The sequence below is a fragment of the Propionibacterium cyclohexanicum genome, from assembly GCF_900111365.1.
GTDB lineage: Bacteria > Actinomycetota > Actinomycetes > Propionibacteriales > Propionibacteriaceae > Propionibacterium > Propionibacterium cyclohexanicum.
On record NZ_FOGZ01000002.1, the window covers coordinates 40,191 to 64,316 of the forward strand.

At 68.0% G+C, this 24,126-nt stretch carries 23 protein-coding genes; 13 read left to right on the plus strand and 10 right to left on the minus strand.

The features are described from left to right. The first annotated feature begins 31 nt into the window (after window positions 1-31). On the plus strand, window positions 32-967 hold the full coding sequence (locus BMX93_RS01410; protein WP_218139178.1) for a LysR family transcriptional regulator: 936 nt from the start codon (window positions 32-34) through the stop codon (window positions 965-967). 6 nt (window positions 968-973) lie between these two features. Here BMX93_RS01410 and BMX93_RS01415 read toward each other — a convergent pair whose 3' ends face one another. After that, window positions 974-1,801, minus strand: coding sequence for an HAD hydrolase family protein (locus tag BMX93_RS01415; RefSeq protein WP_218139179.1), 828 nt, complete (start codon window positions 1,799-1,801; stop codon window positions 974-976). Between the two features lie 298 nt (window positions 1,802-2,099). Between BMX93_RS01415 and BMX93_RS01420 the strand changes: the two genes are divergently transcribed. Then, window positions 2,100-2,330 (plus strand): hypothetical protein, encoded by a 231-nt coding sequence (locus BMX93_RS01420; RefSeq protein WP_245725668.1) that lies wholly within the window; start codon window positions 2,100-2,102, stop codon window positions 2,328-2,330. Then, entirely contained in the window at window positions 2,327-3,697 is a 1,371-nt protein-coding gene (locus tag BMX93_RS01425; protein ID WP_091966944.1) for a tripartite tricarboxylate transporter permease, read from the plus strand. The genes BMX93_RS01420 and BMX93_RS01425 overlap by 4 nt, the downstream gene beginning before the upstream one ends. Window positions 3,698-3,716: 19 nt before the next feature. On the opposite strand, the gene fni is transcribed toward BMX93_RS01425, so the two are convergent. The 6 genes from fni to BMX93_RS01455 form a co-directional block, all read right to left on the minus strand. Next, window positions 3,717-4,778 (minus strand): type 2 isopentenyl-diphosphate Delta-isomerase, encoded by a 1,062-nt coding sequence (gene fni, locus BMX93_RS01430; protein WP_091966955.1) that lies wholly within the window; start codon window positions 4,776-4,778, stop codon window positions 3,717-3,719. Continuing rightward, window positions 4,775-5,857, minus strand: coding sequence for a phosphomevalonate kinase (locus BMX93_RS01435; protein WP_245725669.1), 1,083 nt, complete (start codon window positions 5,855-5,857; stop codon window positions 4,775-4,777). Before BMX93_RS01435 ends, fni begins: the two co-directional genes overlap by 4 nt. Continuing rightward, complete coding sequence (gene mvaD / locus BMX93_RS01440; protein ID WP_091966959.1) at window positions 5,850-6,857, minus strand: diphosphomevalonate decarboxylase; 1,008 nt, start codon at window positions 6,855-6,857, stop codon at window positions 5,850-5,852. Before mvaD ends, BMX93_RS01435 begins: the two co-directional genes overlap by 8 nt. Continuing rightward, the gene (mvk, locus tag BMX93_RS01445; RefSeq protein WP_218139180.1) at window positions 6,854-7,807 is read right to left on the minus strand and encodes a mevalonate kinase; all 954 of its coding nucleotides are present in this window, start codon (window positions 7,805-7,807) and stop codon (window positions 6,854-6,856) included. The genes mvaD and mvk overlap by 4 nt, the downstream gene beginning before the upstream one ends. 145 nt (window positions 7,808-7,952) lie before the next feature. After that, the gene (locus tag BMX93_RS01450; protein WP_091966961.1) at window positions 7,953-8,897 is read right to left on the minus strand and encodes a permease prefix domain 1-containing protein; all 945 of its coding nucleotides are present in this window, start codon (window positions 8,895-8,897) and stop codon (window positions 7,953-7,955) included. 1 nt (window position 8,898) lies between these two features. Next, entirely contained in the window at window positions 8,899-9,231 is a 333-nt protein-coding gene (locus BMX93_RS01455) for a PadR family transcriptional regulator (RefSeq protein ID WP_091966963.1), read from the minus strand. Window positions 9,232-9,493: 262 nt separating this feature from the next. Between BMX93_RS01455 and BMX93_RS01460 the strand changes: the two genes are divergently transcribed. The 8 genes from BMX93_RS01460 (at window position 9,494) to BMX93_RS01495 (ending at window position 17,919) form a co-directional block, all read left to right on the plus strand. Then, the gene (locus tag BMX93_RS01460; RefSeq protein ID WP_218139181.1) at window positions 9,494-10,525 is read left to right on the plus strand and encodes a phosphate/phosphite/phosphonate ABC transporter substrate-binding protein; all 1,032 of its coding nucleotides are present in this window, start codon (window positions 9,494-9,496) and stop codon (window positions 10,523-10,525) included. Window positions 10,526-10,529: 4 nt separating this feature from the next. Beyond that, on the plus strand, window positions 10,530-11,339 hold the full coding sequence (phnC, locus tag BMX93_RS01465; RefSeq protein WP_091966967.1) for a phosphonate ABC transporter ATP-binding protein: 810 nt from the start codon (window positions 10,530-10,532) through the stop codon (window positions 11,337-11,339). Further along, window positions 11,336-12,145 (plus strand): phosphonate ABC transporter, permease protein PhnE, encoded by an 810-nt coding sequence (gene phnE / locus BMX93_RS01470; RefSeq protein ID WP_281245630.1) that lies wholly within the window; start codon window positions 11,336-11,338, stop codon window positions 12,143-12,145. Before phnC ends, phnE (BMX93_RS01470) begins: the two co-directional genes overlap by 4 nt. Then, the gene (gene phnE / locus BMX93_RS01475) at window positions 12,142-13,026 is read left to right on the plus strand and encodes a phosphonate ABC transporter, permease protein PhnE (protein ID WP_218139182.1); all 885 of its coding nucleotides are present in this window, start codon (window positions 12,142-12,144) and stop codon (window positions 13,024-13,026) included. The genes phnE (BMX93_RS01470) and phnE (BMX93_RS01475) overlap by 4 nt, the downstream gene beginning before the upstream one ends. A 186-nt stretch (window positions 13,027-13,212) precedes the next feature. Next, window positions 13,213-14,670, plus strand: coding sequence for an APC family permease (locus BMX93_RS01480; protein WP_091966969.1), 1,458 nt, complete (start codon window positions 13,213-13,215; stop codon window positions 14,668-14,670). Further along, window positions 14,667-15,737: a phosphotransferase enzyme family protein gene (locus tag BMX93_RS01485; RefSeq protein WP_091966971.1), complete on the plus strand. Its 1,071-nt coding sequence runs from the start codon at window positions 14,667-14,669 to the stop codon at window positions 15,735-15,737. The genes BMX93_RS01480 and BMX93_RS01485 overlap by 4 nt, the downstream gene beginning before the upstream one ends. A 61-nt stretch (window positions 15,738-15,798) precedes the next feature. Beyond that, window positions 15,799-17,160 carry an aspartate aminotransferase family protein gene (locus BMX93_RS01490; protein WP_091967232.1) on the plus strand — a complete coding sequence of 454 codons (1,362 nt, stop codon included), beginning with the start codon at window positions 15,799-15,801 and terminating at the stop codon, window positions 17,158-17,160. Further along, complete coding sequence (locus tag BMX93_RS01495) at window positions 17,161-17,919, plus strand: SDR family NAD(P)-dependent oxidoreductase (protein ID WP_091966973.1); 759 nt, start codon at window positions 17,161-17,163, stop codon at window positions 17,917-17,919. It begins immediately after the preceding gene. A gap of 17 nt (window positions 17,920-17,936) precedes the next feature. Here BMX93_RS01495 and BMX93_RS01500 read toward each other — a convergent pair whose 3' ends face one another. Then, on the minus strand, window positions 17,937-18,545 hold the full coding sequence (locus tag BMX93_RS01500) for a TetR/AcrR family transcriptional regulator (RefSeq protein WP_177170011.1): 609 nt from the start codon (window positions 18,543-18,545) through the stop codon (window positions 17,937-17,939). Between the two features lie 283 nt (window positions 18,546-18,828). Here BMX93_RS01500 and BMX93_RS01505 point away from each other — a divergent pair, with 283 nt between their 5' ends. After that, window positions 18,829-19,788: a metallophosphoesterase gene (locus BMX93_RS01505; protein ID WP_177170012.1), complete on the plus strand. Its 960-nt coding sequence runs from the start codon at window positions 18,829-18,831 to the stop codon at window positions 19,786-19,788. 130 nt (window positions 19,789-19,918) lie between these two features. After that, window positions 19,919-20,407, plus strand: coding sequence for an SRPBCC domain-containing protein (locus BMX93_RS01510; protein ID WP_177170013.1), 489 nt, complete (start codon window positions 19,919-19,921; stop codon window positions 20,405-20,407). A 19-nt stretch (window positions 20,408-20,426) separates the two neighbouring features. Here the strand turns inward: BMX93_RS01510 and BMX93_RS01515 are convergent, their stop codons facing one another. Together BMX93_RS01515 and BMX93_RS01520 are read right to left on the minus strand one after the other, a co-directional pair. Next, window positions 20,427-21,056, minus strand: coding sequence for an NAD(P)H-dependent oxidoreductase (locus tag BMX93_RS01515; protein ID WP_091966979.1), 630 nt, complete (start codon window positions 21,054-21,056; stop codon window positions 20,427-20,429). A 164-nt stretch (window positions 21,057-21,220) separates the two neighbouring features. Beyond that, window positions 21,221-23,983, minus strand: coding sequence for a cation-translocating P-type ATPase (locus tag BMX93_RS01520; protein WP_218139183.1), 2,763 nt, complete (start codon window positions 23,981-23,983; stop codon window positions 21,221-21,223). Window positions 23,984-24,126 lie beyond the last annotated feature (143 nt).

Sequence of the window (24,126 nt, forward strand, 5' to 3'; positions counted from 1 at the left end):
CTCATCTGATCGGCAGATGCATTATCGTGTCATGGACATTCGTCACCTCACGGTCTTCGCGGCCGTCGCCCAAGATCTCAGCTTCACCAGAGCCGCCGAGCGGCTGCTGCTCGCCCAGTCGGCCGTGTCGACCACCGTGCGCGAGCTCGAGCACGAACTCGGCGTGGAGCTGTTCGATCGCACCCACCGCCAAATCCGCCTGACCCGTGCCGGAGACGAGTTGCTCGTGAGGGCCTTGGACATCGTCGATCGGATGCGCCAGATCGAGGAGGCGATGAGCGAGCCGGGTACCGGGCTGCGCGGGACAGTGAGCATGGGGCTCATGACGGCCGTCAATCTCGTGGACGTACCAGGTCTCCTCGGAGAGTTCCACGCCACGAACCCGCAGGTCACGGTGCAATTGCGCACGGCCCGGCTCGGTTCCTCCGATCTCGTGGCCCAGCTGGAGCGCGGCGAGATCGACATCGCCCTGCTCGCGGCGGTGAACCGACTGCCGGCCTCGCTGCGCGGCGGAGTCGTCGCGTCCTCCCCTTTCGTTGTCGTCGTGCCGGCCCAGCACCCACTGGCGCGCTCCCAGTCCGTGTCGCTCGGCCAGCTCGACGGCGAAGGATTCATCGACGTGCCGCTGGGCTATGGCTCCCGGCGCATCAGCGACGACGCGTTCGCTGCTGCGGGCACCAGCCGACGGGTGCTCATGGAAGTGGCGGAGATCGACACAGTGGCCGAGTATGTGGTGGCCGGGCTGGGGCTGGCCCTGGTCCCACAGTTCGCGGCCATGGGTGCCCAGGACGTGCGGCTGCTGCGCCCCCAGGAGGACATCCCGCCCTTCGAGGTGTGGGCAGCGGTCTCGCGCCGCCGTCCGCTGCGCCGCGCGACCTCTGCGCTCCTCGACCTCATGAAACGCGAACTCGTGGACCCACTGGTCGCCGGATCGCCCGACGCTGCCCCAGCCACGAATGGCGCCTAGCTGTCCTCAGCACTCCGGCGCTGCGGTGTCGGTGAGCCCCAGCTCAGCAAACAGTGTCGCGAGCCCATTGCGGCCAGGAGGCGGGGCAAGCCGTTGGGCGACAGCGCGCAGCCGAGGATCGGAGCCCTCGATGGCCACCCCCAGGCCCGCGAATTCGAGGAGCTCGAGGTCATTCATGCCATCGCCCACCGCCATGATCTCGCAGGGCGGCACACCCATTGCCCGCGCTGCGAGATCCGCGCCGAGGGACTTGTGGATGTCCGGAAGGTAGATCTCCCCGCCATCGTGCGCGCCGCCGGGCAAGGAGGACTCGATGGTGGCGACGCCCGCGCCGATCTCGGTGACCAGCCGCTCGAGGGGCACGGGCGAGTCGTAGCAGCTCACCTTCGCGAACGATGCACTGCGCAGCTCGCCGCTCTCCTGTACCCCGAGCCCCGGGAGGAGCGCGCCGGGATCGATCCCGCCGCGTTCCAGCCGCTGGGCGATACGGCCGATGACTCCCGGCGGCCCGAGCACCTTATCGGGTGCCTCCAGCAGATAGGCCACCTGATGCGCGTCCAGCACCTCGACGGTGCGCGCAGCGAGCGGCGAGGGGAAGCGGCGGTCGAGCAGCACCTGCCCGTCCACCTCCACATATCCGCCGGCCGAGGCGACCAGACCATCGAAACCGATGGGCCAGATCTGCCCGAGCATCGCCTTCGAGCGCCCGGTGCACAGCAGGACACGCGCCCGCCCCCGTGCCCTGCGCACCGCTTCGACATGGGCGGGCGGCACGACACCGCCCTCGGCCAGCGTTCCATCGAAGTCGAGAAAGACCGCGCGCAAGGAACTCACCCCTCGATCCTGACATGACTTCCTCGTGAGCGGTCGAAAGCTCACCAGATCCACCGCGAGTGGTCCCTGCGCACCTGGCGGGCCACGTCGATAACGGCGTCATGGCCATGGCAGACCAGGCATTGTCGTGCCATAACGCCGTCATGTAAGGCACGGCTACAGTAGCGACGTTTCAGCCTCCCGATGACAGGAGCCGATCACGTCCTCGCTCGCCGTACCTCCTTCAGCCCCCGACTCCCCCACGCCCGATCGGCCAGCGCAGACCGGCACCATCGAGGTCTGGAACGACCTCGTCTCGTTGCATGATCTGCTCATCTCGCTGGCCGTCTCCGTGGCGGCAGTGGTCCTGGCCTGCCTCATCGCGACCCTGCTCAGGCAGCCATTGCTCTTCTGGGGGCTCGGCGGCTCCGCCGTCGGCTTCGCGGTCAACTGCCTCATCGTGCCTCCCAAGCGCGATGTGCGGATCGTCGACGACGCCGAGGCCGGAATCGATGCATCCGCCGCGGCCTGGGAAGGTGGCGTGCGGTGACCGCCACCGTGGTGTTCCAGATGCTGCTCGCCGTGCTCGCCGCGGTGGCTCTCTACACCTTCATCGGCTTCATCCCGGGCACCGACGAGACGAGCGTCCTCGCCCCAGTGACTCTTGCCGTCGTCCTGGCCGGCGTACAGCCGATGGTGGTGCTCGCCTTCTTCATCGCCGCCATCGTCACGCTCAACCTCATGAACGCCATCCCGACCGCACTGGTGGGTCTGCCGGGCGGGGTGATGTCGGCGCCGATGATGGAGCACTCCTTGCTGCTGAGGGCCAAGGGCCTGGCATCCACGACCATTCGCAAGATGGCCGTCGGCTCGGCGATCGGCACCCTCGTGTCCATCCCCATCAGCTTCGGGATCGCGGTGGCGATCGCCCCACTGGCCAGCACCTTCAAGTCCCAGGCCGCGCTGCTGCTCACTGTCGGGGCCGTCGTCTTGGCCCTGCTGGGGCGCAACCGCCTGCTCGCACTCATCGCGATCGTCCCGCTGTCCTTGCTCTTCCAGTCCCTGCCGATGCTCTACAAGAGCATCGGGGCGATTCCCCAGGAGAAGACGATCAGCATCTCCTTCTTCCTCGGCATCACGGTGGGGCCCATGCTCGTCTCCCTGCTCAGCCTGCTCAACTCCTCACAGCGCGCGGCGTTGCCGAGGATGGGGCGCACCCAGGTGGCCCTGGCCCGATCCGGATTCGAGCGGCAGAGCCTCCTGCCCAACCGGCTCATCACCAGGACCGAGGGCTGGTGGAGCGCGGCCATGGCGGCGGCGTCCACGCCACTGTTCTTCCTCAGCCCGGTCGGCCTGACCTTCCTGCTCGGCGAGGCGACGGCCGGCAGCCGCAAGGATCCGGTGGCCCGCTCGCAGCGGGCGGTCACGGTCATGAGCGCCCTGACCCATTCCACCTATCTGGTCGGGGTCATCATCCCGCTCGTCGCGCTGGGCATCCCCTTGTCCGGGGTCTCGGTGGGCCCGGCCTCGCCGCTGTTCATCGCTCCGCCCGTCTACTCGGTCGGGCACAACCTGCACGATCTGCTCACCATGCCCCAGTTCGTCGTTGCTGTCTGCTTCGGGGCACTCGTCGCCCTGGTGCTCACCTACATCATCGCGGTGCGCTGGTCGTCACAGATCACCCACTTCGTCATGACGAAGGTGCCGCACGAGGCGGTGCTCGCGCTGTTCATCGCCTTCATCCTGTTGCTCGCCTACATCGATGCGGGATTCCTCAACATCTTCGGCGTGCTGCTCATCGGCATCGTCTGCGGCACGCTCAACAAGATGGGCGTGAACTACGGCGTGCAGTTCATGACTCTGTACGCCTCCGCCTGGATCGTGCCGCAGCTGGGCCACCTGCTCGCGGTCCACTGAGCAAGCCGAGCCCGGCGGCTCAGTGCTGGCGGTGCGCCAGGGCCGCCAGGTCGATGCCCCGCAGCCGGGCCAGCTCGGCGGTCCGCCCGGTGACCAGGAGATCGACCTTCGACAACTCGGCCAGGCTGGCGCAGCCCATGAGCGCCATGATCGAGCTCAGCTGCTCGGCCCAGCGCGCGAGCTCGGCGATGAGCGCCTCCTCGCCCTCGTCGAGCAGGGTATGGAGGAAGTGCCCCGACACCCCCACCGCGCGGGCCCCCAGCGCCAGCGCCCGGACCACGTCGAGTGGATGACGCACGCCGCCCGAGGCGAGGATCTCGAGCGGAACGGCTGGAGGCAGGTGCAGGCTCTCGAGCAGGCAGAAGGCGCTCGACTGGCCCCAGCCGGCGAGATAGCCGTATTCGGATCGCCGACGGCGGTGGTTCTCGATGTCGATGAAGTTCGTGCCGCCGGCCCCGCTCACATCGGCTGCTCTGACGCCTCTGCGGGCCAGCTCCTCGATGCTGCGCCGGCTCAGCCCGAAGCCCACCTCCTTGGCGAGCACCGGCACCGGCACTGCGCCGGCGATCGCCTCGATGCGCTGTGCCCAGTCGCTGAACTGTCGATCGCCCTCGGGCATGACGATCTCCTGAGCGGGATTGATGTGCACCTGAAGGGCATCGGCGTCGAGCATCTGCACGGCCCGGCGAGCTTGCTCGGGACTGACGGTCGGGCCGACATTGGCGAAGACGAAGGCATCGGGCGCCTCGCGGCGCACCACCCGGAAACTGTCCTCGAGGCTGGCATCGCGCAGCGCGATGTGCTGCGAGCCGGTGGCGATGGCCACCCCGGCAGCCCGGGCGGCCCGGCCCAGCCCGGCGTTGATTCGAGCGGTGCGCTGCGAGCCGCCAGTCATCGCGTTGATGTAGAAGGGCAGTGGCCATCGCGCACCGAGCACGCTCGTGGAGAGGTCGACCCGGGCCACATCGATCGCGGCCAGGCTGTGGTGGATGAAGCCGATGTCGTCGAAGCCGTTGGGCCGGCTCTCGTCGCGCAGCTTCTGCGCGAGTGCGACGTGCTGGTCCTTCCGCTCGGTGCTCATCGGGGCATCCGCATCGGCTGATGCACCGACAGGCCCAGAGCCGTGATCCCGGCCCCCGCCCAGCGCTCGGTGATCCTGGCGGCATCGGTGCCCGTGTCGCACAGCACGATGCCGCAGTCTCCCCCGCCCGCCCCGGAGCTCTTCGCCGCCGCACCGGCCGACTCGGCGATCTCGACGAGCCGACGCAGCTTGGGGGTCTCGATGACAATCCCGGTGTGCTCGCTCAGCGCATTGAGCAGCTCCCGGTTGCGGCTGAGCTGGACGAGGATCGTCGCCGCATCGCCCTCGTCGAACGCGGCAATGAGGGTGGCCACGCACTGGGCGCTGCGGGCGAGGAAGTCCTCGTAGTGCACCCCTCGGATGCCCTTGCGGGCCTGCACATCGCCCACCAGGCGCGAGGTGGAGGCCGGCGTGCCCGTCCAGCCGACGAGCAGCCGCAGCCCGCCGGGCGGGGTGAGCTCGCGCACCGACAGGCCCGGCCACGAGCGGGCGATCAACTCGGCGACGGGGACGTCGAAGCGCTGGGTCCGCAGCCACGAGCGGTCGAAGGAGGTATAGGCGATCCAACCACCGAAGAAGCTGGCGGCGATGTCCCCGCCAGAGCCGGAGCGCTGCACATCGTCGCTGGCCATGAGGGCCAGCTTGAACATCTCCATCTCGCTCAGCTGCAAGCCGTAGAACTGCGCCATGGCGCGCACCGTGGCCACCGTCACCGCCGCCGAGGAGCCGAGCCCGAACTTGCGTCCGGACGCGTCGTCGAGCTCGCTGGTGATGTCGAGATCGAACAGCGTGAGCGGAGCACCCAGCGCGCGGGCGGCCTCTTCGACGACCCGGATCGCCGAGAGCACGAAACTGTAGGGGGTCTCCTCGTACTCGATGACCAGATCGCCGTCGAGTCGATGCCACACCAGAGGAAGGTTCTCGTACTGATCGGAACGGATGTGCCCGGCGTCGGTGGCGGCGACGACCCGCACCGTGATGTATCGGTCGATGGCAACCAGCACTGCTGGCTGCCCGGGCTCGACCACGGCATACTCGCCGGCGATGTAGAGCTTTCCCGGGGCACGGACCTCAGCCACGCTCATCCTCACTGATCAGACGCGCGGCAGGGCCGCAGCAGTTCACCGACACGGGTATGTTCTCCAGTCTCGTTGACAGCCAGGCCGCCGCTTCGGTGGCCAGTTCGGCGCTGGTGACGACTTTCACATTCGGGCCGGCGTCCATTGTGGCCCATACCGGCAGCCCGGCGTCCCGGGCCCGGTGCACCGCGTCCAGGACGCGCACGGTGTCGGGTTCCCAGTACACGATCGCCGGGCGGGCCGAGATCATGGTGGCGTGCATGCCCAGGGCATTGCCCTCGAAGATCGTCCCCGCGGCCCCCAGATCGCCGGCACGCAGGGCACTCAGCGCGTCCTCGAGATCGACTGCGCTGCGCTGCACCCATGCCTCGTAGAGCGGGGAGCTCGCCACGGTGCGGCGCATGGCCTCCCGACTCGAGATCGCCTTGCGCCCGGCGTTCACCTGGGCGACGAGCACCGCCAGCGGAATCGGACAGTCCAGTGGCTCGGCGAACGAGCTCAGATCGTCGTGACCGGCCCGCCACACCACCAGACCTCCGAAGATCGAGCGGCAGGCTGACCCCGAACCCCGCCTGGCGAGTCGAGACAGCTCGCGGCTGGACAGCTCCAGGCCCGCGGCGGCCGACGCAGCGAGTGCCAGGGCCGCGAATCCGGATGCCGAACTCGCCAGCCCGGCGGCGGTCGGTCCGTCGTTGCGTGAGTCGACCTGGGCGTGCTGCTCGATGCCCGCGAGACCGCGGACGATGTCGAGGAAGCGGCTGACCCGACGAAGTGCTTCCCCGGACTGCTCCTCGCCGTCCAGCGACAGGCTGTCGGACCGGGCCCCGGTGAAGGTGACCGTGGTCGTGGTGGCCAGCCCGTCCAGGGTCAGGGACAGGCTTGAGGTGCGGGGCAGCACCAGCGTCTCGTCGGCCTTGCCCCAGTACTTGATGAGCGCGATGTTCGCGTGGGCGACTGCGGTCGCCCGGCCGGGCCCGAAAGACCTGGACGCCGTGCTCACGCCGTCACCTCGACCGGCTGGAGCGGATGGATCCAGGTCGCCACCGCACCCGCGCCTGTCAGTGCAGAGCGGACCTGCTGGGCGATCCGGGCGGTGGGCGCCAGCGAGATGACACAGCCTCCCAGTCCTCCCCCGGTCAGCTTCGCGCCGAGCGCCCCGGCCCGGATCGCGGCGTCATTGAGTACGTCGAGTCTCTCGTGGCTGACCCCCAGGCTCGTGAGCAGCTGCTGGGCGTGGTTCATCGCCTCGCCCAGGGGATGAACATTGCCCTCGGCCACATCGCGCAGGGCCTGCCGGGCGAGTCCTCCCAGGTCCGCCAGGAGCTCGCCCACCGCACCCGGCTCCCGCTCGTAGCGCTCGCGCACCCCCGTCACGGCAACGCGGGTGCTGCCACGGATCCCTGAATCGGCGACCACCAGGTGGGCATCGAGCTTCATCTGCACGAGTTCCATGCGCCCCGACTCGAAACGGACCGGCCCCTGTGCCGCGGTGACCGCTGCGTCCAGCCCGGAAGGTTGCCCGTGGGCCACCTGTTCTGCCTGCTGGGTCAGCTCGAACAGCTCTGCTGGGCTGGCCGATACGCCGAAGGCGCCGAGCACTGCCCGGATCACCGCGCCGGCGGATGCTGCGGACGAGCCCATCCCCCGTTCCGGCGGGAAATCGCTGACCGTCTCGATATCGAGCCGGGCGTGGGGTTGCCCCACCCTTTCGAGAGCGACGTCGACGGCCCGTCGCAGGCAGGCGAAGCGCCGGCCCGAGGCGGCGAGCTCGCCGCGATAGTCCAGGCTGCGCAGCATGGGGACACCGGCCGCTGGACGGACCTGGGCGTGCATTCGCAGGCTACGCAGCGGGAGCGCAAGGGCCGGATGGCCATAGACGACCGAGTGTTCACCGAACAGAATGATCTTGGCCCAGGTGTCCCCGGAACCAGCGTGGGGCGACAATTGCACCGTCGATGCCTTTCCCGGTGGCCGGCGGCGCACCGTTGCAGCCCCCGACCGGGGGGTGCATGACTCACAGCAAGATTAGGGGCCACGGTCAACTGCACGTCACCTGGTCCCCGGTGCAGGGGCATCTCCATCGCGCACTCCTGCCTCAGCTGGGGCGGGCGCGGGCGGTGATCGCCCTGCCCAGGGGAGTCACCACCGAAGCGATACCCACACCGGCGATGCCCCCTGCGAGCAGCACGCCGAGCACGGTGCGCACAGAAGGCGCCACGGCGTCGAAACTGGCCACCAGCGCAGCGTCCAGCAGCATCCCCTGCCCGAGCAGCACCAGTGCCGCGGTCGTGACCGCCAGCTGCACCACGGCATAGCCGAGGGCCGTCGGGATCGTCCACCCCCGGCGGCGAAAGACCAGTACCTCGATGGCTGCGCTGAGCGCGAGGGCGACGAACAGGGCAGACATCCACCAGGGCCACAGCGAGGAGGCGAAGACGCACAAGCCCTCACCGTTCCAGCCCAGGAAGCGATCCCACACGATAGCGCCCGCGAACAGCGCAGAGGCCACCAGCGAGCCGACGAGTTCACCGACCGATCCGGAGTCCTCAGGTGCCTGCGGCAACTGTTCGGGTTCCCAAGAAGCGCCCACCGATTCAGTGGCGCCGGCGCGCTCGAGGACGAAGAACACGAGGGTGGTCCAGAAGACGATGTGCACGCCAGTCTGCAGGACACCCACCGCAGTGCCACCCGCCGTTGCGCCGATGCTCGCGCCCGCGAGCAGCTGACCCAGTGCCATACCGGCCGCGGTGAGCGGGAGGATGATCCACAGGAGCGCCCGGAGCAGTCGCACCCAGGAGGCGTACAACCGCGGACCGACGACCCACAGCGGCCGATCGGTGAAGCGGGAGGCCAACACGAGCGGGTCGCCCAACTCGACGAGCACGGCCCGCTCTGCGCTTCGCAAGGACTCGCCATCGGCAATCCGCGCCTCGACCTGGTCGGTGATCGAGGCGGACAGTTCTGCGCCGACATCGCGGCGGGCGGCGGGTGGCACCGTGCGGGTCACGGCGGCCACATAGCGTTCGGTGTAGCTGGTCATGTCAACCCTCCTGGGGCAGCGCGGCGATCGCCTTCGAGATCGCCTGGAACTCCTGGTCGAGCCGTTGGGCAAGGCGGGAACCGGCGGGCGAGGTGCGATAGAACTTGCGGGGACGTGTGTCCTCGGTGTTCCACTCGCTGTCGAGGAAGCCCTGCTTCTCCAGACGCCGCAGCAGCGGATACAGCGTGTTCGCGTCCGTCGCGAAGCCCGCATCGTCGAGCTGCTGAAGCAGGTTGTAGCCATATCCGGGCACCGCCAGGATCCGCAGGCAGGCGAGTACGACGGTGCCCCGCCGCAGCTCCTGCAGGTGTCCTTCGAGGGCTACGGATCCCATGTCACCAACTATAGTGTGTCTGACACATTATCGGAAACGACGCAGACCAGACGCTCCCGGGCAGCTGACCGAAGGTGAACAGTGCGTGAACCGTAATTTCATCTACAAGCGTCGTGCGGACGAAGCGTTCATAACTGGCTAGCCTGCTCCTGACAACACATCCGTCCGCCCCTCCCAGAACCGCGGTCTGTGGTCGCCGAACTCCGGCAGTCCCATGGGCCGCCACCCGCTACCGAGTGCCACCCCTCATGAAGGACCAACAGTGAAGATCACACAATCAAGAGTCATCGCGACAGGACTGGCCTTCGCCAGTGCCCTCGCCCTGTGCGCCTGTGGCGTGAGCCAGAACGCCGCCTCGGGCACCAACGGCTCGGCCTCGGCGTCGGCGAGCGCTGCGGCCTGCGTCGGCACGAGCGATCCCGCGGCCGCCGCGCCCACCAAGCTGACCCTCGCTCTCGTGCCCTCGGGCGACGCCACCAAGCTCGTCGAATCGGTCAAGCCGCTGGCATCAGCCCTGAGCAGCAGGCTCGGTATCCCCGTCGAGGGCGTCGTCACCGCCGACTACCAGGCCGCCGTGGAGGCCATCGGCTCCAATCAGGCTCAGATCGGCATGCTCCCCTCGCTGCAGATGAGCCAGGCCTGCGACAAATACGGCGCCGTTCCCGCTCTCCAGACCTTGCGGCAGGGAAAGAGCACATATGCCGCCCAGATGTTCACCAACAATCCGGACAAGTACTGCTCCGACACGCCCAAGCCCGGGGCGAACGGCATGCTCTACTGCAACGGCACCGAGTCGGGCAATGGCCCGGCCGGGCTCGATTCCATCACCAAGGTGAAAGGCGCCAAGGTGGCGATGCTCTCGGCCGCGTCGCCGGCCGGCTACATCTTCCCGGTGGCAGCCCTCAAGGCGAAGGGCGTCTCCGTCGGCGACGTCACCCCGGTCAAGGTGACCGCCAACGATGCCTCGGTCCTTGCGGTGTACAAGGGTGATGCCGAGGTGGGCTTCAGCTACTGGGACGCCCGTACGGTCGTCAAGAAGGACAACCCCGACGTAGGAAACAAGGTCGTCGTGTTCGCCCTGACCGACGAGGTTCCCAATGACGGCATGTCGATCACCGGCAAGATGAGCGCACAGTGGCAGGACAAGGTGAAGAACGCCATGCTCGATTACGCCGGCACTCCCGACGGGGTGAAGACGCTCACCGCCATCTACCAGATCACCGGCATGAAGCCAGCCGACGTCGAGGCCCTTGGCCAGACGCAGGCCGCCGCCCGGTCGATCGGACTGGGCTGATCCCATGACGCGCACCGGGGCGGACATCCGCATCCGTCATGTCGGGGTCACCTATCCCAACGGCTTCACCGCCTTGCGCGATGTGAGCCTCGACATTCCGGCCGGCCAGATGGTCGGTATCGTCGGCCTGTCTGGGGCAGGCAAGTCCACCCTGGTGCGCACCATCAATGGGCTCGTACCGATCACCAGCGGCACCATCACGCTCGGCGATCACGAGCTGCGCCCCGCCGGCCAGCGCCAGATGGCATCGCGGGAACTGCGCCAGCTGCGTTCCTCGGTGGGAATGGTCTTCCAGAGCTTCAACCTCGTGAAGCGCACCAGCGTCCTCAACAATGTGATGATGGGCCGGCTGTACCACAATCCGGCCTGGCGAGTCCTGCTTGCCGCGTGGTCAAAGGACGATGTCGAACTGGCCATGCAGGCCCTGGAGCGCGTCGAGATCGTGTCGAAGGCCTACGAGAAGGCAGCCAGCCTCTCCGGCGGCCAGCAGCAGCGGGTGGCCATTGCCCGCACCCTCACCCAGCAGCCGCGAGTGATCCTGGCCGACGAACCGGTCGCCTCACTCGATCCCCCCACCTCCCACGTCGTCATGCGCGATCTGCAGCGCATCTGTTCCGATCTGGGCATCACCGTGCTCGTCAACCTGCATTTCCTCGACCTGGCCAGGCGCTATTGCGAGCGCCTGGTGGGCCTGCGCGCCGGAGAGGTGATCTTCGATGGCCCGGTGGCCGATGCGAGCGAGTCGGTCTTCGAGGAGATCTACGGACGCTCCTTGAGCGCCGAGGACGTCCTGGACTCGGGGGTGAGGCTGTGATCCCCGTCGATGGGAGCGGGCAGCGGCCGACGGCTCGGCCCAGCAGGCCCGACCACAGGCTGCGAACCGGCATTGTGATCGTGCTCGTCATGGCCATCACAGTGTGGTCGGCCCGCGGCATCGACGTGGATCCGGCGGCGATCCTCGCCAATTGGCCCAATGCCGTCGGCAATCTCGTCCAGCTCTTCCAGCCCGACTACAGCTTCTTCCCCCAGACTCTTCCCGCTCTGGTGGAAACCCTCCAGATGGCCGTCATCGCCACAGCCGTCGGCTCAGCGCTCTCCCTGCCGCTGGCATTCGGGGCATCGCGCGCCGCGAACCCGAATCTCACCGTGCTACGCGTCGTGCGTTTCGTCATGAACCTGGTGCGCTCGGTTCCCGACATCCTCTACGCGGCAATCCTGGTGGCCATCGTCGGCGTGGGGGCGCTGGCCGGCATCCTGGCTCTCGTGCTGTTCAATATCGGCATCATCGTCAAGCTGGTGTCCGAGGCGCTGGACGGCCAGGACCTCGGCGCTCAGGAGGCTGCGCTGGCTGCCGGAGGCAGCTGGTTCGGGGCCAACAGGATGAGCCTGCTGCCCCAGATCCTGCCCAGTTTCGCCTCGCAGGTGCTGTACACCTTCGAGCTGAATATCCGGGCCTCGACGGTGATCGGCCTGGTGGGCGCCGGCGGGCTGGGCCTTCTCATCGACAATGTGCGCAACTACTTCCTCTACCACTATCTCTCGCTCATCATCGTGGAGATCCTGGTGCTCGTCGTCCTGCTCGAGGGCTTCTCCTCCTGGCTGCGGAAGAAGTTGCTGTGAGCGCCACTGCAGGGTCGGTGCGTCCCGTGAGGCCCGCGAACTGGGGCCAGCGGGCAGCCTGGTGGCTGGTCTCGCTCATCGTGGTGGCGGCATTCTGGTCGGTGCGCATCAAGTGGTCGGCGCTGCTCGACTTCCCCGGTCAGTCCGCGAAGTATCTGCGGGCGCTGTTCGTGCCGCCGGCCTGGCACAAGGCCGGCGAGGCCTTCTCGTCGATGATTCTGTCGGTTCAGATGGCCTGGTTCGGCACCGTGCTGGGCATCGTCGTCTCGTTCCCGCTCAGCTTTCTCGCGGCCAGGCCCCTGGCCCCCCTCGGTGTGCGGCTCCCGCTGCGCGGCCTGTTCGCGATCATCCGGGCCGTGCCCGAGGTGGTCACCGCGATCCTCATCTTGTCGGTGACCGGCCTGACCCCCTTCACCGGGGCCCTGGCGCTGGCCATCGGCTCGATCGGGACGCTCGGCAAATGGGGATATGAGGCGTTCGAGGCCGCCGAGAGCGGACCGCTGGAGGCCATCCGCACGAGCGGCGGCGGCATGGTTGCCCTGCTGCGCTGGGGCGTGTGGCCCAGCTCGGCCCCCGAGGTGCTGTCCTTCTGGCTCTACCGCTTCGAGATCAATGTGCGCGCCTCGGCGATCCTGGGACTCATCGGCGCAGGCGGTATCGGCAAGATGCTCCAGGACAACGTGCAGTTCCGCAACTGGGATGTCGTGGGCATGCTGCTCCTCGTCGTCATCATCGTGACGATGGCCATCGACCAGATTTCCGGAGCGGTGCGGGTCCGGCTGGTGAGCGGGAGGTGGGAACTGCCGCTCGTGCGCCGGTTAGCATCGGGCGGTGCGCCACGCCGCAAAGGCCTCTCACCGGAGGCAACGCCGCCCGGGTGAGCCTGAGCCGGTCGCGCGCTGGCCGGGACGGCGCCTGGGCAGGCGCGCCGCGGTTCCCCGAAGCTGTTCGGAAGGGAATGTTGCAAGCGCGTTAAAGGTAGATTTCAAGTCGTCAATTCATACTCTGAGTCTGATTCAGTGGGTTCAGCGGTCCTCCCGGATCGCCGAGACCCATCGGAGGATTCCATGAGTGCTGACACCCAGCTCGCTCCACCGGCTACCGGCCATAGTTCACGCCTCAAGGGCAATCAGCTCGGAACCACCCAGATCGTCTTCCTCGTCATGGCGGCCGTGGCGCCGCTCACCGCGATGATCGTCGTCGCATCCATCGGCATGGCGCTCGGCAACGGCGGCGGCATGGTGGCATCGTTCATCGCCGTCATGCTCGTCATGATCTGCTTCGCAACCGGCTACGGCCAGATGTCCAGCAGCGTCGTGAACGCCGGAGGCTTCTACGCGTATACCGTGCGGGCGCTGGGCAGGCAGGCGGGCATGGCGTCCGGGCTCATCGCCCTGCTCGGCTACAACGGCTTCGTCATCGGCGCATTCGGCACCACCGGCTTCTACTTCCAGACGATTGTGGCGTCGCTGACCGGCATCGACATCCACTGGATGATCTGGGCCGTCGTGCTGGGTGTCATTGCCTTCCTCTTCACCCGCCAGGGCATCCAGTTCAGCACCAAGATCCTCAGCATCTCGCTCGTGCTCGAGATGGCGATCCTGCTGGTCCTCGATGTCAAGATCCTCGCGACCACGGGATTCACGATCCACGCCTTCGATCCCTCGGTGATCACGTCCGGCTCGGTCGGGCTCGGCCTGCTCTTCGCGGCCAACGCCTTCGTCGGATTCGAGGCCACCAGCCTGTTCTCGGAGGAGGCACGCGACCCCCACCGCACCATCAAGCGGGCCACTTTCGCCGCAATCCTCACCATCGGACTGTTCGCGGCCTTCACCACATGGGCGTTCGTGAGCGCACTCGGGGCATCCTCAACGCAGTCGATCGCCGCCGAACACCTGGCGGCCGGTGACCTGGTGTTCACCATTTCCACCCACTATCTCGGCAGCGCCTTCACGACTGTCATGCAGTTGCTCCTTCTCGTGAGCCTGTTCGCTGCCCTTCTCGCGCTGCACAACTCGGCCACCCGGTATCTGTACGCCCTGGGGCGAGCCAGGGCACTGCCGAGCTGGCTCAGCCACACCCGCCCGGACAATGGGGCTCCCGTCCATGCATCGGCCACCCAGGTGGTTCTCTCCCTGGCAGTGCTGATGATCTTCGTCGTGGCCGGTGCCCAGCCCATGACCTCCGTCGTCCCGGCAATGACCGGCTTCGGGACGCTGGCCATCATCGCCCTCCAGCTGATCGCCGCAGTTGCCATCATCGTGTTCTTCCGGCGCCGCCACGACACCAGGCTGCTCACCACCCTCGTGATCCCCGGAATCGGCACTGTCGGGCTCGCCGTGATCCTCACGCTCGCCATTGCGAACTTCGGCGTGATGGCCGGCTCCAACTCCCCTGTCGTGGCGGCACTACCCTGGCTTCTCCCGATCGTGGCCGTTGCCGGCGTGATCTATGCGCTGTTCCTCAAGGCACGTCGCCCTGCGGTCTACCTGGCCCTCGACGACGACATCGAGGCGCTCGCATGAGCATCGCGACGCAGGCCTCGCAGCTGCCCACCTCCCCCGTCCGATTCGACATCGAACCCCAGCCCACCATCGCAGCACTCGTCCGAGCCGCCTGCCAGGCCTGGGGCCTGACCGATACGACCGCCGAATTCATCAAATACCGGGAGAACTGGGTCTTCAAGCTCACCAGCGGTGGGGACCAGTTCGCACTGCGCATCCACCGCCCCGGCTACCAGAGCAGAGCATCCATCCAGTGCGAGATGGCCATGCTCACCGCACTGGGCCGAGAGGGGCTCCCGGTTCCCCGCCCCCGGGCCAATGGCCGCGACGAACTGGTGCTCAGCCTGCGTGGGGATGACTCCCGCAGCTATCAGCTCGACATCCAGGAATGGATTGCCGACACCAAGCCGCTCGGCGAGGTCACACAGCTCTTCCTGGGCGGTCCGGTTCCCGAGCCCGCCACCTTCGAGGCAATTGGGGAACTGGCTGGCCGGACCCACTCGGCGCTGGCTCGGGCCGTCGCCGAGGGCCGAGTCGACGCCACCGCACGCCCGAGCTGGGACCGCGACGCCCTGGTGGGCCCCCATCCGCTGTGGGGAGATCCGCGGCGTCTGCTCGACGACGACGCCGACCGGCGGGTTATCGACCGGGCGATGAGGCGGATCTCGGAGCGACTGGAAGCACTGGGCCAGGGCGAGGAGGACTTCGGACTCATCCACGGCGATCTCACCCCGGAGAATCTGCTGGTCCGCGAGGGCTCGCTCATCCTCATCGATTTCGACGACGCCGGCACGGGCTGGCATCTGTTCGACCTCGCAACGGCAGTAGTGTTCCTCACGGCGAGGCCGGACTTCGTGCGCTACGAGCAGGCCCTTCTGGGGGGCTATGAGAGGGTGCGTCCGCTCTCGCAGCAGGCACTGGCAAGCTGGCCCGACGTGCTGCTGGCACGGGCACTGACCTATCTGGGCTGGGCAGCGGATCGCCGCGGTGACGAGGCGGCCGAATTCCTCCATGACCACTTCATGGCCCATGTCGTGCAGCGGGCACGCGACTATCTCTCGGTCCCCCAGGCTCAGCCGCGCGGCTGAACCGCCGATGGACCACGACATGGCAGCGACGATCGACGACAGACAAGACGAAGGACATCCCATGACAGCAGTCGGGTACGCATCCAACGGACAGCCCCGCAAGGTGGAGGCACACAGCCAATTGCTGGGCCGGCGCATCGCCACCCTCGGCCCCTATTCGCCCCTGTTCTACCGCGAGCCCCTCGAGCTGGTGAGCGGTTCGGGTGTCTGGGTCAGCGACCGGCAGGGCCAGCGCTATCTGGACGCCTACAACAACGTGCCGCACGTCGGGCACAGCAATCCGCGTGTCCGTGAGGCCGTTGCGAAGGCGCTGGGAACCATCAACATCAACAGCCGCTATCTCACCGAGCAGCCGATCGCCTACGCCGAGCGCCTGCTCGCCACCTTCGCACCGCAGCTGGACCGCGTCATGTTCACCAACAGCGGCTCCGAGTCCAACGAGCTGGCGCTGCGCATCGCGCGCCAGCACACCGCAAGCGACGGCGTGCTCATCTCCGACTTCTCCTATCACGGCAATACGACCTCCCTTGCCCAGATGACCACCGGTCTGCAGGTGGCCGAGCCGCTGGGCGATCACGTCCGTCCCATCCGCATCCCCGACGTCCCCCAGGACGCCTCCGCCCAGGAGACTGCCTCGCTGGTGAGCAGCGCGCTCGCCGAGGTCGACCGGGCCATCGATCTGCTCACTGCCCGGGGACACCGCCTCTCGGCGGTGCTGCTCGACCCCTCCTTCTCCACCGAGGGCCTGCCCCGGGTCCCGGTGAGCTATCTGCGCGGCCTCGTCGAGCGCGTGCACAAGGCGGGTGGCCTGTACATCGCCGACGAGGTCCAGTCGGGCTTCGGGCGGCTGGGCTCATGGATGTGGGGCCACCAGCGCTTCGGTGTCGACCCCGATCTCGTGACACTCGGCAAGCCGATGGGCAATGGCATCCCCATCGGGGCCGTCGTCCTGCCGGACGGGCTGCTGGAAGAATTCGGATCGCGTAATCAGTACTTCAACACCTTCGCCACCACTGCGGTTCCCTCATCGGCTGCACAGGCTGTGCTGGACGTCATGGCGGACGAGCAGCTCGCGGCACGCGCCGAGCAGATCGGACGTGCGCTGCGCGAGGATCTCACCGGCTACGCGCTGACCGATCCATTCGTCTCCGATGTACGCGGACAGGGCCTGTACCTCGGCATCGAGTTGACGGTGGCCGGGGAGCCCGCCCCGGCACTGGCCGGGTGGCTCAGCGAGGCCTTGCGGGAACGCGGTGTGCTGGCAAGCCGGATCGGGCGCCACGACAACGTCATGAAGGTGCGCCCGCCGCTGGTCTTCGGTTCCCAGGATGCCCGCACCCTGGCCTCGGCACTCGAGGACGCCCTCGCCGAGGCAGCCCAGGGCGAGTGGGCGCGGCATGCCGCGGTCGGGGGGAGGGCCTAGGTGACCACGCTGGGCATCGCGGGCAAGCGCCTGCTCGTCACCGGCGGGGCCTCCGGCATCGGCCTGGGCGTGGTCCGCCTCGCGCTGGCCGAGAAGGCCCAGGTCGGGGTCATCACCCGCCGCCAGTCCTCCGTCGAGGCCCTGCGCGATGCGACGGGACACGATCCGGCATGCGTAGCAGTGCGCGGCGACGTCACGGACCCGACGCAGCTGCGCAACGCGGTCGATGAGCTGGCCCAGCAGATGGGCGGAGTCGACATCGTCGTCACCTGCGCGGGCGTCGACGGGGTATTCGGCAACAGCGTGGAAGGCGTGAGCCCCGGCGAGTTCCGCGAGGTGCTCGACACCAATGTGGTGGGAACCTTCGCGACGGTACAGGCCGCGCTGCCGTACCTCCGCCGCTCGCTGGCGCCCTGCGCGGTGCTCATCGGCTCGGACTCCGGATTCGTGTCCGCCCCGGGCATGGTGCCCTACATTGCCTCGAAGGGCGCGGTCCGCCAGCTCACCCAGGCCCTCAGTCTCGAGCTGTTCGGCGACATGATCCGGGTCAACTCCGTCTGTCCCTCGGTGGTAGACACTCCGATGGCCCGCCGTGATCTCGGGATCGATTCCTTCGACGAGGTGGGCTATCCGGTCCAGACCGTCGACGAAGTGACCTGGACCGTACTCATGCTCGCCTCACCGCGCTCCCGCGCGGTCAATGGGGTGTCCCTGCTCAGCGATTTCGGATACTCGGGCCGCTCGAGCTTCCCCGCCTGAGGACCGCCTGGCGCGGACTAGCGTCCCGCAGTGGCGGTGAGCGCCCCGACGAGCCAGCCGAACGCCTCGAGGGATTCCTCGCCGTCGAGTTCGCCGCGAGCAATGGCCATCCCCGATTCACGCAACGCACCGACGAGCATGCGAGCGATGGCACGAACCGGAGCCGATGAGTCGAGCTCACCGGCTCGCACTGCATTGTCGAGAGAGCCCACGAAGACCTGGAGGGTCGCCTCCGAGCCACCGCCCGTGGCGCCGGAAGCAGCCACGAGCCGGGGGCCGACCAGATTGTAGAAGGTGCCGACCCGGGGCTGTGCGGAGACTGCGAAGAACTCCCTCGCCCAGGTCATGAGCACCTCGCGCCAGGGGGTGGCCGGGCTGACGAGCGACTGGCAGCGCTGCGTCAGATCCCGGCCAATGCTCCGGTAGGTCTCGGAGATGATGGCGTCCAGACCGTCGGGGAACCGCGCGTAAACCGTGGCCCGCGCCATGTGCGCCATCTCGGCGAGCCGGTCGATACTGACCGCCTGGGGACCCGACTCGGCGATGATCTCCAGTGCGGCGCCGATGATGTCCGCCCGGCCCTGCTCCTGCTGCCGTTCACGCAGCGACAGCGTCTGTTTCGGCACCCGCTCACTCCTCGTATTGCCCAGGTCCATTGCCCTGCCCGATCCGGCCAGGCGCATCTCTCGTCGGTCCCGCGTGCACCGCCGACACGCTGGTGCGTACCGGCGCACGGTTGGCAGCCAGACTAGCCGCTCGCCGCCCGATGGATTCGCGCGCCACGCGGTGAACCCAGTGCAAGCGGCCCCCAGCAGCGCTGAGCAAGCCCTCGGAGGGCTCTGGGAGAAGGCCTCGTCGCTGACCGATAGCCTCTCGACTGGCACCTCACCCCACCGGAAGGAAGACAAGATGGAAAGCCTGCACATCCTCCAGCTCAGTGACACCCATCTGCGAGGTGAGCGCCTGCCGGGCACTCCTGACCCCGATGCTCTGTGGCGCCGCGCGCTCGAAGCGCTGGACACCCTAGGCGAACTCGACCTCATCGTCCTGAGCGGCGATCTGTCGGACGACGGCTCGATCGCCTCCTACGGACACCTGCGCACCACGATCACCCAGTTCGCGGCGCGCCATGGGGATGCCGCGCTGGTCTGGGTGCCCGGCAACCACGACAGCCGCCCGGGATTCCGGGCAGTGCTGGGCCCCGGACTCAGCAGGGCAGCGGTAGCGGCCGGCGCCGACGAGCGCCCGGTGTTCAGCGCCCGGACGATCCACGGCTTCCGAATCATCGGCCTGGACAGCTCCGTCCCCGGACGCAGCCATGGGCTCGTCGATGACGAGCAGCTCGCATGGCTGCGCGATCTCCTGTCGGTGGACTGCGGCGCAGGCAGCGTTGTCGTTGTCCACCATCCCCCGGTGGCTCCCGTCACACCGCTCCACCAGGGCATCGGGCTCATCAACACCGAGCGCCTGGCGGACGTGCTCGCCGACTCCGATGTCCGCCTGGTCCTCTCGGGCCATTATCACCACGCACTGATCGACTCGATCCCGGGGCGGGACGGCGCAATCCCGGTCGTCGTGGCACCCGGGATCATCAATCACAATCAGGTCCTGGCACCGCGCGGTCACGAGCTCGCCTCGGCGGCCAGCGGAGCCACTCTCGTCGAGTTGACCACCGACCCTGGCAGCTCGGCGCTCGACCAGCCGTCCGCGGGCCGCGCACTGCCGGCGAGGGTCCGTGTCATCCCCGTGACTCTCAGCCCCGAGCCGCAGCTGTCGCTGCTCGACCCCGATGCCGTCTTGGCGCTCGCCGGGCGCATCGACGCCTCCGAGCAGGAGCGGCGAGCCGCGCGTGGCACAGCCAGCCGCTGAGCCAGGGGCGCTGAGATGCGGATATCATCGCCACTGGCGGGACCAGCACCGAGTCACGGCAGGGACGGCGTGGCCCACGGGCTTCGCCCCACCGCCAGATACCCATCGACGACGATGTAGGAGCGGACCCATGGATCCCAGCGGACGCCTCGAGGATGACCGGAGCACTCTGGTGCTGCACCGCAGCGTGGCAGCGACGCAGCGTGAGATCTGGGCCTGCCTCACCCGCCCGAAGCTGCTCGCGAAATGGTACGGATCCTGGACCGGCAGCCCGCGCGATGGATTCGTCACCGTCCAGATGTCCCAGGAGCAGGGCAGCCCGCCGGTACGCCACCGTATCCTCACCGCCCAGCCGCCCACCGTGCTGACGGTCTGCTCCGACACCGGCAACGAGGAATGGCTGCTGAACGTCCGGCTGTCCCACGACCACGGCCGTACCCAGATCACCCTGCGCCAGGAGTCCTTCGATCCCGAATCTTTACCCTCGATAGCCCCCGGCTGGGAGTGGTATCTGGACCGGCTGGTGGCAACCCTGCTCGATACCACCGTGCCCACCTTGGACGACTTCGAACGGGACTATCTCACGCTCGCGGATGCCTATCTCGCGATGATCGAATGAAACCCGCCGCCAGGGCAGCTCAGGCGATCGCCTGCCCGGACCCACGACGCCCGCTCCCGCCGCCGGGAAGCTCTCGGCCCAGCCGCAGCGCACGCTCCAGATCCTCCTTGGCCCGACCGGCCCAGCCCTCGGCGTCGCGGCGGACTGCTCCGCCAAACACATGGAAGCTGGAGACGGCTGCCCGGTCGAAGATCCGGTCGGCGAGCATCACCGTGCGCATCGCGGGGCCACGGCCGGTCTCGTCGAGCCAGGCCTCGGTGTTCCCGGCGGTGCACATGACGAGGGCAGAACGCGCCTTCACGAGTGTCCCGGGGTGGTAGGCCCATCCGGCGGTCCAGACCCGATCGAACCAGCCCTTGAGGATGGCGGGGCAGTCGGTCCACCAGACCGGGTAGATGAAGCACCACACATCCGCGGCGTCGAGCTTGGCCTGTTCGGCGCGCACATCATCGGCTACCGAGATCCCCTTACCGCCGCCGGATTCGCGCTCGTACTCGTCCGCTGACATCACCGGGTTGAAACCCATCGCGTACAGGTCAGACACCGTGTGCCGGTGGCCCGCGGCGTCGAGGCCGGCGACGAAGGCCTCGAGCAGCGCGTGGCTGAACGAATGGACGCTGGGATGGGCATAGACGATGTGGACGTCCATGAAAACTCCTCGCCTTGGGGGCTGCGCCTGTTCGCGCAGCGGCCTCGCGTCACGCCGCACAGCAAGAGCGCCCCCGGCGCGGGGCCGGAGGCGCTCAACTCTGGGTCGTGGCAACCCGTCAGAACTTAGGTTACCCTAAGCTCCCCCTGCGGGACAGCCCTCGGTCAGGCGTTCTTGCTGCGCGCGAAGCGGATCGCCTTGCCCATCTCGACGAGCAGGAAGAGGACAACGGCCAGCCCGAAGGACCAGCCCCATTGGGCGAGTGTCATCGGGGCCGAGCCGAACCAGGTGTTGAGAACGGGCAGATAGACGAACAGTGCCTGCAGGACCACCAGGGCCCCCGCTGACCACCACAGCACCCGGTTGCCGGTGAGGACCTTCGTCGAGAAGCTCGAGCGCTCGAGGAACCGGCAGTTGAACAGATAGCCGAGCTGGGCCAGCGCCAGCGTCGTCACGGCAGTGGTCTGCGCCTGATCGACGCTGGCACCGTGGTCCTTCTGCCACAAGAAGACGAACAGCGCCGCCGCCCCGATGAGGGCCGAGACGGCGACGATCCGCCGCAGCGCCACCCCATCGAGGATGGACGCCCGCTGGTCACGCGGCGGCTTGTTCATCGTGCCAGGCTCGATCGGCTCACCCGACAGCGCCAGCGAGAGGGTGACCGAGGTGATCATGTTGATCCACAGCACCTGCACAGGCTTGAGCGGGGTCGACAGTCCGAGGATCACTGCCACCAGGATGACCAGGGCCTGGCCGCCATTGGTGGGCAGCAGGAACAGCACGGACTTGCGAATGTTCGCATAGATCCGGCGGCCCTCCTCCACAGCGCGCTCGATCGTCGCGAAGTTGTCGTCGGCGAGCACGACGTCGGCTGCCTCCTTGGTGGCCTCCGTACCCTTGATGCCCATCGCGACACCCACATCGGCCTGGGTCAGCGCCGGGGCATCGTTGACTCCATCGCCGGTCATCGCCACCACCTCGTGGTGGTGCTGCAAGGCCTTGACGATCCGGATCTTGTGCTCGGGGCTGGTGCGTGCGTAGACGTCCACCTCCGGGGCCGCAGCCCGCAGCTTCTCGGTGCTCATCTTCTCCAGCTCGGCACCGGTGAGCACCCGGGCTCCTGGATCGTCCATGATGCCCATCTCCTGGGCAATCGCCACGGCGGTGCCGGCATGGTCGCCGGTGATCATCTTCACCCTGATGCCGGCGCTGCGGCACGTGGCGATGGCCTCGATGGCCTCGGGACGCGGCGGGTCGATGATGCCGATCATGCCCACCATCTGCAGGTCCTGCGCGAGGTCGTCATGACCCAGCCGCTCGGCGCCACGGGCTGCCGTGCCGCGGGCGGTGGCCAGCACCCGCAGGCCCTTCGCGCCGAGCTCGTCGATCACGCCGGTCCACAGTCCGACGTCGATCGGCTCATCGCGGCCGTCTGCGGTGAGCTGGGACGAGCAGCGTGTCAGCACCCGGTCCGGCGCGCCCTTGAGCAGGATGCGGTGCTCATCGACGCTCCCGGACTCGCTGCCGGGCTCGGCGACCAGCACCGCCATGTACTTGTATTCCGAGTCGAAGGGAACCTCGGCCAGTCTGCGCCAGCCCTGCCCATCGAACCCGGCCTTGCGGGAGAGCACATGAAGGGCGCCCTCGGTAGGTTCTCCGATGAGGGTCCAGTGCCCTTCGCCGTCCTGGCGCACCTCGGCATCGTTGGCCAGCGCCGAGATCTCGATGACGGCTTGCAGGTCGGGTAGTTCGCCGGGATCGACGCTCACATCGTTCTCGCGGAACTCGCCCTCGGGTGCGTAGCCGGTGCCCTCGACGGTGATGGTGCGCCCGGCGGTGCGCACGAATTGGGCCGTCATCTCGTTCTTGGTGAGTGTCCCGGTCTTGTCCGAGCAGATGGTCGTCACCGAGCCGAGCGTCTCGACCGAGGGCAGGCGGCGCGTGATGGCCTTGCGCCGCGCCATCTGCTGGACACCGAGCGCCAGCGTGATCGTCACGAGTGCCGGCAGGCCCTCGGGCACCGCCGCGACAGCCACACCGATGGTGGCCGAGAGCAGGCTGTTGGCGTCCATGCCGTGCACGGCCCGGCCAATGATGACCATGATCACCGAGACGGCGATGATGCCCCAAACGATGGCGTTTCCCAGCTTGCCCAGCGAGCGCGACAGGGGCGTCTCGACCGCCTCGACCTCGGCCACCATCTCCTGGATCCGGCCGATCTCGGTGTCCTTGCCGATCGCCACGACCACGCCGGTGGCGGCACCGGCGACGACGATCGTACTGGAGAAGAGCATGGACGAGCGGTCGCCCAGGCCGGCATCGGTTTCGGCTGCGGTCACGTCCTTCGTGGCGGGCACGGATTCGCCGGTCAGCGCCGATTCCTCGGCCCGCAGCCCGGTGGCATCGAGGATGCGCATGTCCGCCGGCACACGGTCGCCAGGACGCAGCCGCACCACGTCGCCGACGACCAGTTCCTCTGCATCGACCTTGGACCACTGGCCATCGCGCAGCACCTGCGCCTCGGTGGAAAGCATGCCGCGTATCGCGTCGAGGGCCTTCTCGGCCCGCCCCTCCTGGATGAGGCCGATCGCTGTATTGATGACGGCCACCGCCATGATGACCGCAAAATCGACCCAGTCACCCATGACTGCCTTGAGGGCGGCCGCGATGAGCAGCACGAAGATGAGCACGTCATTGAGGTGGCGCGCCAGCTTGTGCCAGAAGGGTTCGGGCTTGCGGGACTCCAGGCGGTTGGGGCCGCCCTTCTCGTGGCGAGTCGCCGCCTGCGGCCCGCTCAGACCGTTGGCCTCGGAATCCAGCTCGGCGAGCACCTCGCGCGGCTCCATGGCCCAGTAGGGCGTCCTGCCGTCACCCTTGGTGTCCTCGATGTCCTCGGTGCCCCTCGCGAGGTCGCGGCCCACACTCATCGGCTTCTCCTCGATGGTCGTTGCGCTTCGGTGTCGACGGGAGGTCTGCGGTGCCACCCCGGCAGGGTGTCCGCACGGCCGCTGCCAGCCTAGTGGGAGTTCGGATCGGGCAGTCCACTTCTCGACAACAGCTGCGCGGGTGC